At 69.6% G+C, this 17,279-nt stretch carries 9 protein-coding genes; 1 reads left to right on the plus strand and 8 read right to left on the minus strand.

Annotation, left to right across the window (positions count from 1 at the left end; all coding sequences use genetic code 11):
• Positions 1 to 292: 292 nt before the first annotated feature.
• The gene (locus F9C12_RS09180) at positions 293 to 5,755 is read left to right on the plus strand and encodes a biotin carboxylase N-terminal domain-containing protein (protein ID WP_409465550.1); all 5,463 of its coding nucleotides are present in this window, start codon (positions 293 to 295) and stop codon (positions 5,753 to 5,755) included.
• A gap of 103 nt (positions 5,756 to 5,858) precedes the next feature.
• On the opposite strand, the gene dnaE is transcribed toward F9C12_RS09180, so the two are convergent.
• The 8 genes from dnaE to F9C12_RS09220 form a co-directional block, all read right to left on the minus strand.
• The gene (gene dnaE / locus F9C12_RS09185; RefSeq protein ID WP_409465551.1) at positions 5,859 to 9,383 is read right to left on the minus strand and encodes a DNA polymerase III subunit alpha; all 3,525 of its coding nucleotides are present in this window, start codon (positions 9,381 to 9,383) and stop codon (positions 5,859 to 5,861) included.
• A 129-nt stretch (positions 9,384 to 9,512) separates the two neighbouring features.
• Positions 9,513 to 9,959 carry a PadR family transcriptional regulator gene (locus tag F9C12_RS09190; RefSeq protein ID WP_409465552.1) on the minus strand — a complete coding sequence of 149 codons (447 nt, stop codon included), beginning with the start codon at positions 9,957 to 9,959 and terminating at the stop codon, positions 9,513 to 9,515.
• Positions 9,960 to 10,681: 722 nt separating this feature from the next.
• Positions 10,682 to 11,884, minus strand: coding sequence for an MFS transporter (locus tag F9C12_RS09195; protein WP_409466982.1), 1,203 nt, complete (start codon positions 11,882 to 11,884; stop codon positions 10,682 to 10,684).
• Between the two features lie 198 nt (positions 11,885 to 12,082).
• Positions 12,083 to 12,589 carry a flavodoxin domain-containing protein gene (locus F9C12_RS09200; protein ID WP_409181579.1) on the minus strand — a complete coding sequence of 169 codons (507 nt, stop codon included), beginning with the start codon at positions 12,587 to 12,589 and terminating at the stop codon, positions 12,083 to 12,085.
• Positions 12,590 to 12,614: 25 nt separating this feature from the next.
• Positions 12,615 to 13,805, minus strand: a complete 1,191-nt coding sequence (locus F9C12_RS09205) for a CynX/NimT family MFS transporter (RefSeq protein WP_409465553.1) — start codon at positions 13,803 to 13,805, stop codon at positions 12,615 to 12,617.
• Positions 13,806 to 14,688: 883 nt separating this feature from the next.
• Positions 14,689 to 15,537 carry an aminodeoxychorismate lyase gene (locus F9C12_RS09210; RefSeq protein WP_409465554.1) on the minus strand — a complete coding sequence of 283 codons (849 nt, stop codon included), beginning with the start codon at positions 15,535 to 15,537 and terminating at the stop codon, positions 14,689 to 14,691.
• A gap of 48 nt (positions 15,538 to 15,585) precedes the next feature.
• Positions 15,586 to 16,485, minus strand: a complete 900-nt coding sequence (locus F9C12_RS09215) for a RimK family alpha-L-glutamate ligase (protein WP_409465555.1) — start codon at positions 16,483 to 16,485, stop codon at positions 15,586 to 15,588.
• 31 nt (positions 16,486 to 16,516) lie between these two features.
• Entirely contained in the window at positions 16,517 to 17,254 is a 738-nt protein-coding gene (locus F9C12_RS09220; protein WP_409181583.1) for an SDR family oxidoreductase, read from the minus strand.
• Between the last annotated feature and the right edge of the window lie 25 nt (positions 17,255 to 17,279).

Genomic DNA, 17,279 nt, shown 5'->3' on the forward strand with positions numbered 1-17,279 from the left:
GCCTGAACTGCGGGTGACCCCTGTCCGACCCCCTGGGAACGGCCGGCCGTCCAGCCGCCGCCGACCGGGCGTGATTTGTGGCATACCTCGCGAGAAACGAGGCCCGGACGACGTGACACGAGCCGTTTTTGGCGGGTTCCTACAAACCGGCAGGCGCGGCATGCGCCATCCGCGACATTGGTGTACCCGGCGGTAAGGGAGCAATGTGTACGACGAAGACAGGCGACGTTCCGGCGGGTCCGGCGTCGCCTGCTGTGCGTGGGTGCAGTCGGTTCACTGGGAGGCTTTGTCCGTGTTCAATCGCGTCGCCATCGTCAACCGCGGAGAGGCCGCGATGCGGTTGATCCACGCCGTCCGGGACTTGTCCGCCGAGACCGGGCGACGGATCGAGACGGTCGCGCTCTACACGGACGCGGACGCCACCGCGACTTTCGTCCGCGAAGCCGACGTCGCCTATTCGCTCGGCCCCGCCTCCGCGCGGCCCTACCTCGACCTCGCCAAACTGGAGAAGGCCCTGGTCGAGACCAAGGCCGACGCGGCGTGGGTCGGCTGGGGCTTCGTCGCCGAGGACCCGGCCTTCGCCGAACTGTGCGAGAAGATCGGCGTCGCCTTCGTCGGCCCGAGCGCGGACGCGATGCGCAAGCTCGGCGACAAGATCGGCGCGAAGCTGATCGCCGAGGAGGTCGGCGTCCCGGTCGCCCCGTGGAGCGGCGGCGAGGTCGCGACGCTCGAGGAGGCGCTGGCGGCGGGCGACAAGATCGGCTACCCGCTGATGCTCAAGGCCACCGCGGGCGGCGGCGGGCGCGGCATCCGCAAGGTGGAATCGGCGGACGACCTCACCGAGGCGTACGAGCGCACCAGCCAGGAGGCGCTGCGCGCGTTCGGCAGCGGCGTCGTGTTCCTGGAGCGGCTGGTCACCGGCGCGCGGCACGTCGAGGTCCAGGTGATCTCCGACGGCGAGACCGCGTGGGCGCTCGGCGTCCGCGACTGCTCGGTGCAGCGGCGCAACCAGAAGATCATCGAGGAGTCCGCCTCGCCGGTGCTCGGCGCGGACCAGACCGCCGAGCTGAAGGCGTCGGCCGAACGGCTCGCGGTCGCGGTCGGCTACCGCGGCGCGTGCACCGTCGAATTCCTCTACCACCCCGGCGACCGGATGTTCGCCTTCCTCGAGGTCAACACCCGGCTCCAGGTGGAGCACCCGATCACCGAGATCACCACCGGCACCGACCTGGTCCGGCTGCAGCTGCACGTCGCGTCCGGCGGCAAGCTCGAAGGCACCCAGCCGGAAGAGTCCGGGCACGCCGTCGAAGCGCGGCTCAACGCCGAGGACCCGGACCGCGACTTCGCGCCGTCCCCGGGCCGCATCGCGCGGCTGCTGCTGCCCGCCGGCCCGGGCATCCGGGTCGACACCGGCGTCAGCGAGGGCGACACCATCCCCGCCGACTTCGACTCGATGATCGCCAAGATCATCGCCTACGGCCGCGACCGCGACCAGGCGCTCGCGCGGCTGCGCCGGGCGATGGCCGAGACGTCCGTGCTCATCGAGGGCGGAGCCACCAACAAGAGCTTCGTGCTCGACCTGCTCGACCAGCCCGAGGTGATCGACGCCAGCGCGGACACCGGCTGGATCGACCGCGTCCGCGCCGAAGGCCGGCTCGTCACCACGCGGCATTCCGCGGTCGCGCTCGCCGCGGCGGCGATCGAGGCCTACGAGGACGACGAGGAGGTCGGCCGGCAGCGCCTGCTGTCCACCGCGTTCGGCGGCCGTCCGCAGGTGCGCCACGAAATCCGGCCGCTGGACCTGAAACTGCGCGGCGCGTCCTACCGCGTCACGGTCGCGCGCACCGGCCCGAAGCGGTTCCGGGTCGGCGTCAGCGGCGGCGGCGACGTGCACCAGGCCGACGTCGAGCTGGAGCGGTTCGACGAGTACAGCGGCCAGATCACCGTCAACGGCACGCGGTTCCGGCTCGTCACCGGCACGCACGGGCCGATCCACCTGGTCGAGGTCGACGGCGTCACGCACCGGATCAGCCGCGACGAGGGCGGCGTCGTCCGCTCCCCCGCGCCCGCGCTGGTGGTCGCCACGCCGGTCGCGGTGGACGACGAGGTCGAATCCGGCGCGCCGGTGCTCGTGCTGGAAAGCATGAAGATGGAGACGGTGCTGCGCGCGCCGTTCCGGGCCCGGGTCAAGGAACTTCCGGTGTCGATCGGCAGCCAGGTGGAGACCGGGGCGCCGCTGCTGCGGCTCGAACCGCTGGCCGACGGTTCCGAGGACGAGGCCGCCGCGCAGACCGAGACCGCCGAAATCGATCTGCCCGCCGAGCAGGACGGCACGAGCGCGGCCGACCGGGTCGAGCGCGGCAGGCAGGATCTGCGCAGCCTGCTGCTCGGGTTCGACGTCGACCCGCACGACCAGGGCCGCGTGCTCAGCGGCTACCTGGCGGCGCGCGCGCAGCTGCCGGCGCGTCCGCTGGAGGGCGAGCTCGAACTGCTGGACGTGTTCGCCGACCTGTCCGAGCTGAGCCGCAACAAGCCCGCCGACGACGACCTCAGCGCGTCGAGCCCGGTGCACAGCGCCCGCGAGTACTTCCACACCTATCTGCAGAGCCTCGACGTCGAGCGGGCCGGGCTGCCGGAGAAATTCCAGGGCCGGCTGCGCCGCGTGCTCGGCCACTACGGCGTCGGCGACCTCGAGCGCACGCCGGAGCTGGAAGAGGCGGTCTTCCGGATTTTCCTTGCCCAGCAACGGGCTTCGAGCGACAGCGCGATCGTGTCCGCGCTGCTGCGGCAGTGGCTCGCCGAGGCCCCGCCCTCGGCCGAGCTGCGCGAGGCGGCCGGGCTTGCGCTGGAGCACCTGGTCGCCGCCACGCAGCTGCGGTTCCCGGCGGTCAGCGACCTCGCCCGCGGCGTGGTGTTCCGCTGGTTCGCGCAGCCGATGCTGCGCCGGGCCCGCGCCGAGGTGTACGCCGAGATCCGCGGCCACCTGCGCTATCTCGACCGCAACCCGGACGCGCCCGACCGCGCCGAGCGGATCTCCGGCATGGTGTCGAGCAACGAGCCGCTGGTGCGGCTGCTCGGCCAGCGGATCGGGCGGCCGGGCGCGGACCCGGCCCCGATGCTCGAGGTGCTGACCCGGCGCTACTACGGCAACAAGGCGCTCACCGACGTGCGCGTGCGCGAGGTCGCGGGCTGCTCGTTCGTCACCGCGGAGCACCCCGAACCGGCGCGCGTGGTCACCACCGCGGTCGACTTCCCGCAGCTGCCGGACGCGATGCGCGCGGTCGCCGAACTGTCCGCCGGCGCCGGGGCGCCGGTCGCCGCGGACGTCTATCTCAAGTGGACGGACCAGCCGGACAGCGACGCGATGGCCGCGAAGCTGGGCGAAATCGTGGCGGCGCAACCGCTTCCGGCCGATGTCGACCGGGTCGTCACCACCGTCGCCGGGGGCGGCGGCGCGGTGATGCACCACCACTTCACCTTCCGCCGCACCGAATCCGGGTTCGCCGAGGACCGGGTGATCCGCGGCCTGCACCCGCGCGTCGCCGAGCGGCTGCAGCTGGAGCGGCTGCAGGAATTCGACCTCACCCGGCTGCCGTCGGCGGACGAAGAGGTCTACCTGTTCACCGGCACCGCGAAGACGAACCCGGCCGACGAGCGGCTGATCGCGATGGCGCAGGTCCGCGACCTCACGCCGCTGCGCGAGGCGGACGGCAGGCTCGTGTCGCTGCCCTCGGCCGAGGACACGCTCGCCGCGTGCCTCGACGCGGTCCGCAACGCGCAGGCGCGGCGTCCGGCGAAGAACCGGTTCGACACCAACCGGATCGTCATCTACGTGTGGCCGCCGAGCGACCTGACCATGGACGAGCTGAACCTGCTCGCCCGCCGCGTGCTGCCGACCACCGCGGGCGCGGGCCTGGAGGAGATCCAGTTCCTCGCCCGCCAGCGGAACGCCGAAACCGGCGAGCTGACCGACGTCGCGGTGACCGTCCGCAACGAGGTCGGCGCGGGCGTGCGGCTCACGGTCGAGGCCCCGAGCACCGAACCGGTGCAGCCGCTGGACGACTACCGGCAGAAGGTGCTGCGCGCGGCCCGCCGCGACACGGTGTACCCGTACGAGCTGACCGACCTGCTGGCCGGCGGCGGGTCCTTCGTGGAGCACGACCTCGACGACACCGGCGCGCTGGTGCCGGTCGACCGGCCGCGCGGGCAGAACAAGGCCGGGCTCGTGGCCGGCGTGGTCAGCACGCCGACCGACCTGGTGCCCGAGGGCGTCAAGCGCGTGGTGCTGCTGGGCGACCCGACGAAGTCGCTCGGCGCGCTCGCCGAACCGGAGTGCACGCGGGTGATCGCGGCGCTGAACCTGGCGCAGGAGCTGCGGGTCCCGGTCGAATGGTTCGCGCTGTCGTCCGGCGCGCGGATCTCGATGGAGTCCGGCACCGAGAACATGGACTGGGTCGCGGCCGCGCTGAAGCGGATCGTGGAGTTCACCCAGGACGGCGGCGAGATCAACATCGTGGTCGCCGGGATCACCGTGGGCGCGCAGCCGTACTGGAACGCCGAGGCCACGATGCTCATGCACACCAAGGGCATCCTGGTGATGACGCCGGATTCGGCGATGGTGCTCACCGGCAAGCAGTCGCTGGACTTCTCCGGCGGCGTGTCGGCCGAGGACAACTTCGGCATCGGCGGCTACGACCGCGTGATGGGCCCGAACGGGCAGGCGCAGTACTGGGCGCCGAACCTCGCCGGGGCGCGCGACGTGCTGATGGCGCACTACGCGCACACCTACGTCGTGCCGGGCGAAACGGGCCCGCGCAAGGCGGTCACGACCGACCCGGCGACCCGCGACGTGTCGGACTACCCGCACGCCGTCGTCGGCAGCGACTTCACCACGGTGGGCCAGATCTTCTCCGCCGAGCACAACCCGGACCGCAAGAAGCCGTTCGACATCCGCACGGTGATGCGCGCGCTGTCGGACCAGGACCACCCGGTGCTGGAACGCTGGGCGGGCATGGCGGACGCGGACACCGCCGCGGTGCAGGACGTGCACATCGGCGGCCACCCGGTGTGCCTGCTGGGCATCGAATCGCGTTCGGTGCCGCGCCGCGGCTTCCCGCCCACCGACGGCCCGGACACGTTCACCGCGGGCACGCTGTTCCCGAAGTCGTCGAAGAAGGCGGCGCGCGCGATCAACGCGGCGAGCGGCAACCGTCCGCTGGTGGTGCTGGCGAACCTGTCCGGCTTCGACGGCTCGCCGGAGTCGATGAAGAAGCTCCAGCTGGAGTACGGGGCCGAGATCGGCCGCGCGATCGTGAACTTCGAGGGCCCGATCGTGTTCACGGTGATCTCGCGCTACCACGGCGGGGCGTTCGTGGTGTTCTCGAAGGCGCTGAACCCGAACATGACGGTGCTGGCGCTGGAGGGCTCGTTCGCCTCGGTGCTGGGCGGCGCGCCGGCGGCCGCGGTGGTGTTCGCGGGCGAGGTGAAGACCCGGACGGCGAACGATCCGCGGGTGGCTGAGCTGCAGAAACGGCTCGGCGAGCTGAGCGGGGCGGAACGGGCGGCGTGCGCGGCCGAGCTGGCTGAGGTCACGTCGTCGGTGCGGTCGGAGAAGCTCGGCGAGGTGGCGTCGGAGTTCGACCGGGTGCACAGCATCCAGCGCGCGGTCGAGGTCGGGTCGGTGGACGCGATCGTCAGCACGGCGCAGCTGCGGCCGCGGATCATCGAGGCGATCGAACACGGGCTGAAGCGCTGAGGGAAGGGGCTCGTGAGCGCTGGCGCCGGGGAGAACCGGCATAGGCGCTCACGAGCCCCAGCCGAAGGGAGTCGTGAGCGGCGGTTCTCCCCGGCATCGCCGCTCACGAACCCACCGTGATCCCCCGGATCGTCTTCACCTCGCCGAGCAGCGCCGGGGTCACCTTGACCGAGTAGCCGTCGAGCGCGTAACGCCGCTCCCCCACGTGCAGGTGCACCGGCGTGTTTCCCTGGTGTGCCAGCAAAGTCTGCTTGAGTTCCAGCACCACCGGCAGCGTCACCTTCTCCGCCCGCGTGTGCAGCACCAGCGGCGCTTCCCCGAGTTCCGTCAGGTCCAGCGGCGCCAGATCCGCCCCGAAGACCGACATTTTGTCCTCCCGCCAGTTCACCCGGCCCTTCACCAGCACCGCGTTGTCCTCGACCAGATCCGCCGCGCACAACGCGTACGATTTGGCGAAGAACAGCACTTCCAGCGACGCGTCCAAATCCTCGATCGTGCAGATCGCCCACGGTTCGCCTTTTTTGTTCACCCGCCGCTCCAGCGAGGTGATCAATCCGGCGACGACGAGTTCGCCTTCCTTCGGCGGGTTGTCGATGATCGCCGCGATCGGGCGCGGTGCGTATTTGCGGAGGACGCCCTCGGCCCCGTCCAAAGGATGCGCCGAAACGTAAAGGCCGAGCATGTCCCGTTCGTGCGCGAGCAGCTGCTTGCGCGGCCACTCTTCGGCGGTGAATTTCACGTGCGCCAACGGAGAGGACGCCGGTTCTTCGTTTTCGCCGCCGAAGAGGTCGAATTGGCCCATCGCTTCCTGGCGCTTGAGCGGGACGACGGCTTCCACCGCGTCCTCGTGCACCTGGATCATCGACAGCCGCGTGTGCCCCATCGAATCGAACGCGCCCGCCTTGATCAGCGACTCGATCACCCGCTTGTTGCAGGCCACCAGCTCCGACTTGTCCAGGAAATCAGTGAACGAGGAGTACTTGCCCTTCTCCTCGCGCGTCTTGATGATCGACTCCACCACGTTCGCGCCCACGTTGCGCACCGCACCCAGGCCGAACCGGATGTCGTTCCCGACGGCCGCGAACCGCAGAGCCGACTCGTTCACGTCCGGCGGCAGCACCTTGATCCCCAGCCGGCGGCACTCCGACAGATAGATCGCCGACTTGTCCTTGTTGTCGCCCACCGACGTGAGCAACGCGGCCATGTACTCCGCGGTGTAGTTCGCCTTCAGATACGCGGTCCAGTAGCCGACCAGCGCGTAACCGGCGGCGTGCGATTTGTTGAAGGCGTAGCCCGCGAACGGCAGGATCGTGTCCCACAACGCTTGCACGGCCTCGGCGGAGAAGCCGTTGCCGAGCATCCCGGCCCGGAAGCCCGCGAATTCCTTTTCCAGGACTTCCTTTTTCTTCTTGCCCATCGCGCGGCGCAGCACGTCCGCTCGGCCCATCGAGTAGCCCGCGACCTTTTGCGCGATCTGCATGATCTGTTCCTGGTACACCACCAGACCGTGCGTTTCGGCGAGGATCTCGCGCAGCGGTTCCTCCAGTTCCGGATGGATCGGTTCGACGGCCTGCCGGTTGTTCTTGCGGTCGGCGTAGTTGTTGTGCGTGTTCATCGCCATGGGGCCTGGCCGGTAGAGCGCGTTGACGGCCACGATGTCCTCGAATCCCGTGGGACGCATGCGGCGCAACAGGTCCCGCATCGCGCCACCGTCCAATTGGAACACTCCGAGGCTGTCGCCGCGGACCAGCAGGGCGAAGGTTTCCGGATCGTCGGTGGCCAGCCGGTCGAGATCGATGTCTTCGCCGCGGTTGGCCTTGATGTTGTCGATCGCGTCGCCGATGACGGTCAGGTTGCGCAGGCCGAGGAAGTCCATCTTCAGCAGGCCGATGGCCTCGCACGACGGGTAGTCCCAGCCGGTGACGATCGAGCCGTCGTCCCTTCGCCACAACGGAATCACGTTCAGCAAGGGTTCGCTGGACATGATCACCGCGCAAGCGTGCACACCCGCGTTGCGAATCAACCCCTCCAAGCCGCGGGCGGTGTCGAAGATCGTCTTGCACTCTTCGTCGGTCTCCACCAGCATGCGCACCTCGGCCGCTTCCGCGTAACGCTCGTGCTTCGCGTCGACAATGCCGGACAGCGGAATGTCTTTGGCGGCCACCGGCGGCGGCAATGCTTTGGAAATCCGGTCCGCGATCGCGTAGCCGGGTTGTCCAAAGTGGACTCGCGCGGAATCCTTGATCGCCGCTTTCGTCTTGATGGTGCCGAAGGTGATGACCTGGGCGATCCGGTCGGAGCCGTATTTCTCGGTGGCATACCGGATCATTTCGCCGCGGCGGCGGTCGTCGAAGTCCATGTCGATGTCCGGCATGGACACTCGTTCCGGATTGAGGAAGCGTTCGAACAGCAGACCGTGCCGGATCGGATCGAGATTGGTGATGCGGAGTGCGTACGCGACGAGCGCGCCCGCCGCCGATCCACGCCCCGGCCCCACGCGAATCCCGGCCTCGCGGGCGTGCGTCATCAGGTCAGCCGTGATGAGGAAGTACCCGGGAAACCCTTTGTCCACAATGACTTCAAGCTCGTACTCGGCGCGCTCCCGATATTCGGCGGGCACTCCCTCCGGCAGCCGGTGCTCGAGCCCAGCCATCACTTCATGGCGCAGCCAGGAGGCTTCGGTGTGGCCCTCGGGGACGTCGAAGACCGGCATCCGGTCCTTGTGCGCGTACACGTCCTCATACGACTCCACCCGCTCCGCGATCAGCAGCGTGTTGTCCGCCGCCCCCGGGACCTCCCTATCCCAGTACTCGCGCATCTCCTCCGCGGACTTCAGGAAATAACCGTCCCCGTCGAACTTGAACCGCGTCGGATCGTTCAGCGTCTTCCCCGCCTGCACGCACAACAACGCCGAATGCGTGTCCGCCTGGTCCTTCGTCACATAATGCGAATCGTTCGTCGCCAGCGGCGGCAGGTCCAGCAGCCTCCCGATCTCCAGCAACCCCTCCCTCACCGACCGCTCGATCGGCAACCCGTGGTCCATCAGCTCCAGATAGAAATTCCCCGCGCCGAAAATGTCCTTGTAATCCGAGGCCGCCTGGATCGCCGCCTCCCGCTGCCCCAGCCGCAACCGCGTCTGCACCTCGCCCGACGGGCACCCCGTCGTCGCGATGATCCCCTCCGCGTTCTCCGCGATCAGCTCCCGATCCATCCGCGGCTTGCGGTAATACCCCTGAATCGACGCCAGCGACGACAGCTTGAACAGATTCCGCAACCCCGTCGCGTTCCCCGCCACCATCGTCATGTGCGTATACGCGCCGCCGCCCGACACGTCGCCGCCCTCGCCGAACTCGTCCGACCCCCGCTGCGACGCCTGCCCCCAGAACACCGGCTTCTTGTGAAACCGCGACTCCGGCGCCACATACGCCTCGATCCCGATGATCGGCTTGATCCCGTGCTTCTTCGACGTCTGATAAAACTCGTCCCCGCCGTACATGTTCCCGTGATCGGTCATCCCCACCGCGGGCATCCCCAACCGAGCAGCCTCCGCGAACAACGGACCGATCTTCGCCGCACCGTCCAGCATCGAATACTCGGTATGGACGTGCAGGTGGACAAACGATGGCATGGCCGCATTGGACCCGCCGCACCGCGCTGCCGTCCAACAACCGACACGCGCGCCCAGACCACCTCCGGTTGTGCCCCGAGGTGACCGCCGGTTGGCGAGTCCACAATGGACTCGCCAACCGGCGGGTTTTCATTCGTCGGAATCGTCGTCCGCGAGCAGCGCGTACAACCGGCGGCGGGCTTCGCGGAGGATCTTGCGCGCCTCCGCGCACTGCGCCTCGCTCCCGGTGTGCGCGACCTGCGCCGCGGCCCCGGCCAGCTCGCCGATCTGCTGGTACAGCGCAGCGAACCGGTCCGCGCCGGGTTCCTCGTCGCGAGCCGAAGACTCCCACAGCGCGGCGAACTCCTCCTCGCGCCCCGCGACGTGCTCCCGCCCAGCCTCGGTGAGATGCGCGACGCGCCGGCCGCCCTCCTCGGCCGTGCGGACGAGACCTTCGTCCTCGAGCTGCTGCAGAATCGGGTAAATCGACCCCGGACTGGGCCGCCACTCGTCATTCGTGCGACGCCGGATCTCCTGCATCAACTGATACCCGTGCCGCGGCTCCTCAGCGAGCAGAGCGAGAACGGCCGGCCGCACCGGACGGGCCGGACCTCGCCCCCCTCTCCCGCCGTGCCCGCCGTGGGGCGGACCGCCGAAGAACCCGCCGGGGCCGCCCGGTCCGCCGGGAAACCCGGGGAAGCCAGGAAACCCGGGAAATCCCGGCCGATGCGGCGGTCCAGGCGGTCCGGGAGGCCCAGGAGGTCCGGGAGGGAAGCCGCCGCGCGCTTGGAGGACGGTGTCGTCCCACGCTTCCCCGCCACCGGGGTAGCCGGGGTTCCCGCCCGGATGGCCGGGGTGCCCGTGGTGCCCAACCGGGTCACGCGGCAAACCGGCATGGCCGGGGTGCGCGTGACCCTCCCCCGCCACACCCAGCGAGCCGGGATGCTCACCCACCTGCCAGCCCGGATGCCCAGGCCAGCCGAACTCAGCCCCCAGCCCACCGAATTGCCCCGGCCGGTCCCGCTCCTCGCCGGGCCCGGGCCACCCGTGTCCTTCCCCCGGTCCGCCCGGATGTCGCTCCCTCCCCTCGCCCCGCCCGCCACGCCCCCCGTCACCAGGGCGAACCTGCCCGGGGCGGCCGAATCCGAACGGCACTCCGGGTCCACCGAAACGTTCCGGTCCGCCGAAGCCCCGGAAGAGATGTCCTCCGCCTGCGGTCCTCGTCATGTGCTCCTCCTTCGTCGTCGAACAATCGCCGATATGCACACGATATATCGGCGATTGTTCGACGGCAAGGCGCTCCGGCAGGAGGGGGAAGATCAGGAAGTTCCGGCGGGCGCGGTGGTCGCGCCTTCCCCGCCGAAGCGGATGGACTTCGCTTCCTTGCCCAGCGAGGTCAGCACGGCGACCGCGAGGAGCACCGGGATCACCGTCCACAGGAGAGCGGCCGGGTAGCCCTGCGACTGGGCGATGCTTTGCTGGATCGGCAGGTTCAGCGCGGCCAGCAGGTTGCCGAGTTGATATGTCACGCCGGGGAAGAAGCCGCGGATCGCGTCCGGGGACATTTCCGTCAGGTGCGCGGGGATGACGCCCCACGCGCCCTGCACCATGACCTGCATCAGGAACGAGCCGAGCGCGAGCATCCCGGCCCCGTGGTCGACGGCGAAGATCGGGACGATCGGCAGTCCGAGCACCGCCGCGCCGACGATCGTCATCCGGCGGCCGAAGCGTTCCGACAGCGAGCCGAAGACCAGTCCGCCGACGATCGCGCCGACGTTGTACAGCACGGCGATCCACGTGCTGGTCGCCGCGCTCAGCCCCGCGCCGCCGTGGTCGGTCGCCTTCAGGAACGTGGGGTACAGGTCCTGCGTCCCGTGAGACATCCAGTTGAAGGCGGTCATCAGCAGCACGAGGTACCCGAACCGGCGCAGCACCTTGGGGTTGAGCAGGACGTCCTTGACCGACGTCCGGGTGACGCGCATCTTCTCCTGCGCCGCCTCCCACACCTCGGATTCCTTGACCCGCGCCCGGATCAGCAGGCTGATCAGCGCCGGGAAGATGCTCAGCACGAAAATCCACCGCCACTCCAGGCCGAGCGCGGTGTGGAACAACAGATATGCCAACGCGGCGAGCAGATATCCGGCGGAGTAGCCGGCCTGCAGCAGCCCGGAGAAGAACCCGCGCCGCTCCACCGGGATCTTCTCCATCGCGAGCGCCGCGCCGAGCCCCCATTCGCCGCCCATGCCGATGCCGTAGACGAACCGCAGGACGAGCAGCACGGTGAAGTTCGGCGCGACCGCGCACAGCACGCCCGCCACCGAGTACAGCAGGACGTCGACCATCAGCGGGACCCGCCGTCCGGACCGGTCCGCCCACAGCCCGAACAGCAGCGCGCCGACCGGGCGCATCACGAGCGTCGCGGTGGTGATGAACGCCAACTGGGTGGCGGTGGCCCCGAACGATGTGTCCTTGGCGATGTCCGCGAGCACGAACACGACCAGGAAATAGTCGAACGCGTCCATGCTCCAGCCGAGCCACGCGGCGAGGAACGAATTCCGCTGATCGGCGCTGAGCTTGCGTTTTTCCTTGCCCCCGGCTGCGTTTTCGGTCACCGGCCTGGTCTACACCCGGCGCGGCGGAGAGGCAAGAGTCGCATGCGGACACCGCGCATCGCTGACATATCAAGATAAAGCGGAGGAACCGGGCGTTTCGCGCGGCGCTCAGATCGGGACGCGGGAATGAATCCGCCGGCCGATGTCCCGCGCCCACGCCCGGATTCTGTCCCAATCGCGGAAATCGCCGACCCGGTTTCCGCGCGCCATCAGTTTTTCCAGCACACCGTCCGCGAGCGCCGGATCAAGCCGCCCGCCGAACGTCTCGGTACGCCCCGCGTCGATCGCGGCGGCCAGCAAGGTCACGCGCGCGGGCAGGCTCACCCGGGTGAGATTCGCGCCAGGGCCACATGGTCCACTGTGGAATAACCAGACTGGACGCGCCCGAAGCGCCTCGGTGTTGCGCTCCAGCAGCCGCACCGCTTCGGGCCGCCACCGCGCGTAATAGAGCGCGCTGCCGACCACCACCGCGGCGTACCCGGCGACCCGGTCGATCTCGCCCGCGTCACGCACATCCACGGCGAACTCGGCGGCGCGCAACTCCTCGCCGATGACTTCGGCGATTTCGCGGGTGCCGCCGTGCTTTCCCGCGTAGGCGACGAGGACGTTGATCATGTCCTTATTGTCCACCCTTGGACGATCAAATCGTCCGAGGCCGGGAAGCCAATGCCCCAAACGCGGTCTGCACCAGCGCAAGCGCGATCATCACCCCGAGTGCGGGCGTCCAGGACGAGGTCGCGTCGTGGATCGCGCCGATCGCGATCGGCCCCAGCGCGGCAAGCGTGTACCCCGCGGACTGCGCCATCCCGGACAACGCTCCCGCATCGGAATAGTCCTTGGTGCGCAATCCGAACAGGGACAACGCCAGCGCCAGCGTGATCCCGCCCGCGAGTCCGGCGAGGATCGCCCACAGCACCGCGGCCCCCGGCGCGGCCAGGAGCCCCGTCAACGCACTCGTCAGCAGCAACGACCCGGTAATCGCGATCGCCCGCTGATCCGGCAACCGGTGGATGAGCGCCGAGCAGGCGAGACTGCCCGCCAGGCCGGAAAGGTTGAACAGCAGCTGGTGGAACCCCGCGGTCACCGAGCTGATGCCCGCGGCGTGCTCGATCGAAGACAGCCAGGTCACCAGCACGTAGAAGGCGAGCGACTGCAGGCCCATGAAAATGGTGACCTGCCAGGCCAGCGCGCTCGTCCAGGGCCGCGCCGCGCCGGTGGTCGGCGCGAGGGCCGGTGCCGTCGCGGAACGCCGCAGTTGCGGGAGGAACACCCCGAGCGCGACAAGGGCGAGCCCGGCCCAGACTCCCAGCGACAGCCGCCATCCGCCTGCTTGCTGCCCGGCCAGCGGCACCGCGACCCCGGCGGCGATCGCGGCGACGCCGGACTGGACCGCGGTGTACGTGCCGGTGATCGGCCCGATCCGGGTCGGGAAATCGCGTTTGACCAGGGCCGGGAGCAGGACGTTCAGGATCGCGATGGCGACCCCGAGCAGCACGGTCCCGGTCCACAGCAACACCTGCGGCGGCGTGGAACGCAGCAGGATCCCGACCGCGAGCAGCGCCACCGCCGCGCCGAGCGCCCGCTCGAGCCCGAGCTTCGCGGCGACCTTGGGCGCGATCGGCGAGCAGACGGCGAAGGCGATGAGCGGCACGCTGACCAGGACGGACGCGGCGACGGACGAAAGCCCCTGGTCGGCCTGGACGAGGCTCAGGGTGGGCCCGAGGGTGGTGATCGCGGCGCGCAGGTTCGTGGCGATCAGCAGAACGCCGATCAGGACGAGCCCGGGACGCAACGGCGTCACCCGTTCCGGGACGGCGGGACGAGCGGTCATGCGGCGACCTCCGCACCGAGGGGTGCAGCACGGGGAACGGCTTGCGGCGCGGGAGCCAGGCGGACGATCACGGGGCGACCTCCGCACCGAGAAGCATTGCGCGGGACGACTCGGGGCGCGGGGACGGTGCTCGGCTCAAGCCCCGCCAGAGCATCACGCTCCGGAGCCGCGAGGGCAAGGCGAATGATCAAGCGACAAGCCCCGCCTCGAGAAGCACTGCGCAGAGAACAGCCCACGGCGGTGGAGACCGACTCACACCCCGGCAAGACGGCCCGCTCGGAAGCCGCGAAGACGCGGCGGATGACCACGCGGCGAGAACCATTGCGCCGAGAACAGCTCACGGCGGAGGAGACCGGCTCGCGCCCCAGCAAAACAGCCCGCTCGGAAGCCCCGAAAACAAGGCGGACCACCACGCAACGACCTCCGCACCGAGAAGCACTGCGCAGTGGACAGTTCACGGCGGTGGAGACCGGCTCACGCCCCGGCAAAACACCGCCCACCGAACCCGCGAAGACAAGGCAACCGGTCACACGACCGCCCCCGCCCCGACAGCCCCTCGCAGCCGAAAAGGCGCGCCGCATCCTCGATCCCGCAGCGTCAGAAACCGCAGAACCGAACCGAGCGCTGACACCCCGCCAAGAAACCCTCGCTCGAGGCAACCGGCCAGCAAGACCCCCCGCACCACCGCGACCGGACCGCCCAGGCCCAGCCGAGGTCACGGCCCACCCCATACGCAGGACACAGCCGGCAGAACCGAATCCTCGGGCATCGGATCCTCCCCGCAGCCGGAATATTCTCCCCGCCGCCCGCCCGGCGCCGGGCAAGACTGGCGGGCTTCGCCGGTTCCGATCTTGCCCGGTTGCGCGCGGGGTCGGCAAGATCCCTACCGGTACACCGATTCGTAGGCCGCGCTCAGTTCGCGGTGCAATTCGGTCGAGTCGGGCAGTTTTTTGCCGTCCAGGGTGTGCACCCGGGTCAGTTTGCGGACCGACGACGCGACGAAAACGCCGTCGCCCGAGAAAAGGTCGTCGGCGGTCAGCGTTTCGATCTTCGCGGTGAACCCGGCGCGCTCGGCTCCCCGGTACACCGCGGCCTGCGTGGTCCCGGGCAGGATGCCGATGATCGGCGGCGGCGTGTACAGCGTCCGGTCGCGCACCATTACCACCGAAACCGTCGGGCCTTCCAGCACCGAACCGTCGGTCGCGGTGAAGATGACGTCCGACGCGCCGCGGCGGTTCGCCTCGCGCAGGGCGGCCATGTTGACCGCGTAGGACAACGTCTTCGCGCCCAGCAGCAGCCACGGCGCGCGTTCGGCGATACCCGGTTCGATGCCGCGCTCCAGGGTGATCGCGGCGATGCCTTCGGTGCGTTCGCGCAGCATCTTCGGGCTGATCTCCAGTCCGAGCGCGAAGGCCGTCGGCGGGGAGTCGGGTTCGCTGTCCAAACCCCTGGTGTAGATGAGTTTCATCGCGATTTCGCTGTCGTCGGGCCAGGCGTCGACCACCGCGCGGATGGCCCGTTCCCACTGCGCGTCGTCCGGTTCGGGCAGCTCCATCATCCGCGCCGAGCGGGCGAGCCGGTCCAGGTGCAGGTCGAGTTCCCGCGGTTCGCCGTCCTCGACCAGGACCGTTTCGAAGACTCCGTCGCCGCGGAGCAGGCCCAGGTCGGCGACCTTGATCTGCGGGTCGTCCGGATCGGCTACGGAACCGTCCAGGTAGCCAAGAACACGCACGTCACACAACTCCTTCGTCACGATGGCACGAGACCGGAACGGGCGGGGTCAGGCCCCGATCCGCTCGGCGAGAACGGTGGCGAACCGCAGCGCGCTGCCGTCGCCGAACGGCAGGTTGAGCGACGGTTCGCAGATGTCGAGTTCCAGCACCCTCGGCTGTCCCCGGTCGTCGCGGACCAGGTCGACCCGGCCGTACAGGAGCGGGCGGTCCAGGCCCAGATGGCTCGCCGCGGCGTCGAGGGCGGCGACCGCGACCGCGCGTTCGTCCTCGTCGGCGACGCGCGGGGTGCGGAAGTCGAGCGTCGGGACGTGCACGGTTCCGTCCGGCATCAGCATCGCGGCCTTGCGGATCGCGTGGCTGTACTGCCGGTCGAAGTAGACCAGGTTCGTTTCGCCGTCCCGGTCGACCGACTCGAAATACGGCTGGACCAGCGCGTGCCCGCCTTCGCCGAACAGTTTCGACAGATGCGCGGCGGCCTCGGGCGCCGCCGGCCGGGTGAACCGGCGGACATTGCGCGAATACGCGCCGACTCCCGGTTTGACGACGATTTCCGTCGCGTTCGGATGCGTGTCCAGCACTTCCCGCACCACGACGTCCGGGTCGTCGCCGGGCGAGGCGAACCGGCTCGGGACGACCGGGACGCCGAGCGCGGCCAGGTCCGCGAGATACGACTTGTCCAGCGCCCACCGGGCGACCGCGAGCGGGTTGAGCAGGAGCGTCTCCTCCTCGACCCGCTCGCACCAGGCCAGGAAGTCCGGCAGCTGGTCCACGTAGTTCCACGGCGAGCGCAGCACGACCGCGTCGAACCGGCCCCAGTCGACCTCGGCGTCCTCCCAGGGGCAGACCTCGGTGTCGAGTCCGGTCCGCGCGCAGGCCTCGCGCAGCAGCGGCATGTCGTAGTCGATGGGCAGGCTGACGCGGTCGGTCACGAGTGCGACGGTGGTCATCGAGCAGTTCCCCCGATCGGGACGGTGCGGGTCACCACGGCAGGACCTTCCCGGCGTGCACGTAGCTGCCGCTCGGGCCGTTCTCGTCGAGCAGCGCGAGTTCGACGCTGGTCACGGCGCCGTCCGGCGGTTCCTGGTCGCCCGCTCCGTCGTTCATTCCGGTTTTCGTGTAGCCGGGATGCGCCGAGTTGACCTTGATCGGCGTGTCCCGCAGCTCGTACGCCAGGTGCACGGTCCACGAGTTCACCGCGCTTTTCGTGGCGCTGTAAGCCGGAAGCGCCTTGAAGGTGTCGCTGTAGGTGTAGGACTCCGGATCGCTGTGCAGGGTCAGCGAACCGAGCAGGCTCGACACGTTGACGATCCTCCCGGCGGCCGACTTCCGGATCAGCGGCAGCATCGCCAGCGTCGTCTCGACCATGCCGAACAGGTTGGTGTCGAAGGTTTCCCGCCATTCGGCCAGCGTCTGCTGCGACGGCCGTTTGCCGTACTTCTCGATCCGCACGGCGGCGTTGTTGACCAGGACGTCGAGCCGTCCGTGCCGGGTTTCCAGCTCCGCCGCGGCGGCCTCGATGCTCTTCGAGTCCGTGACGTCGAGCCGCAGCCCTTCGACGGCAAGGCCCGTGTCGCGCAATCCCGCCGCGGCCGTCTCGACCGCCGCTTCGTCCCTCCCGCTCAGCACCACGCGGACGCCGCGTTCGGCGAGCTGGCGCACGATCTCGAAGCCGATGCCGCGGTTGGCGCCGGTGACCAGCGCGATGGTGTTCTCCAACTCGGTCTCGCTCTCTTGTCGGTCC

Source organism: Amycolatopsis sp. GA6-003 (assembly GCF_046267895.1).
In the GTDB taxonomy this organism is placed as follows: Bacteria; Actinomycetota; Actinomycetes; order Mycobacteriales; family Pseudonocardiaceae; genus Amycolatopsis.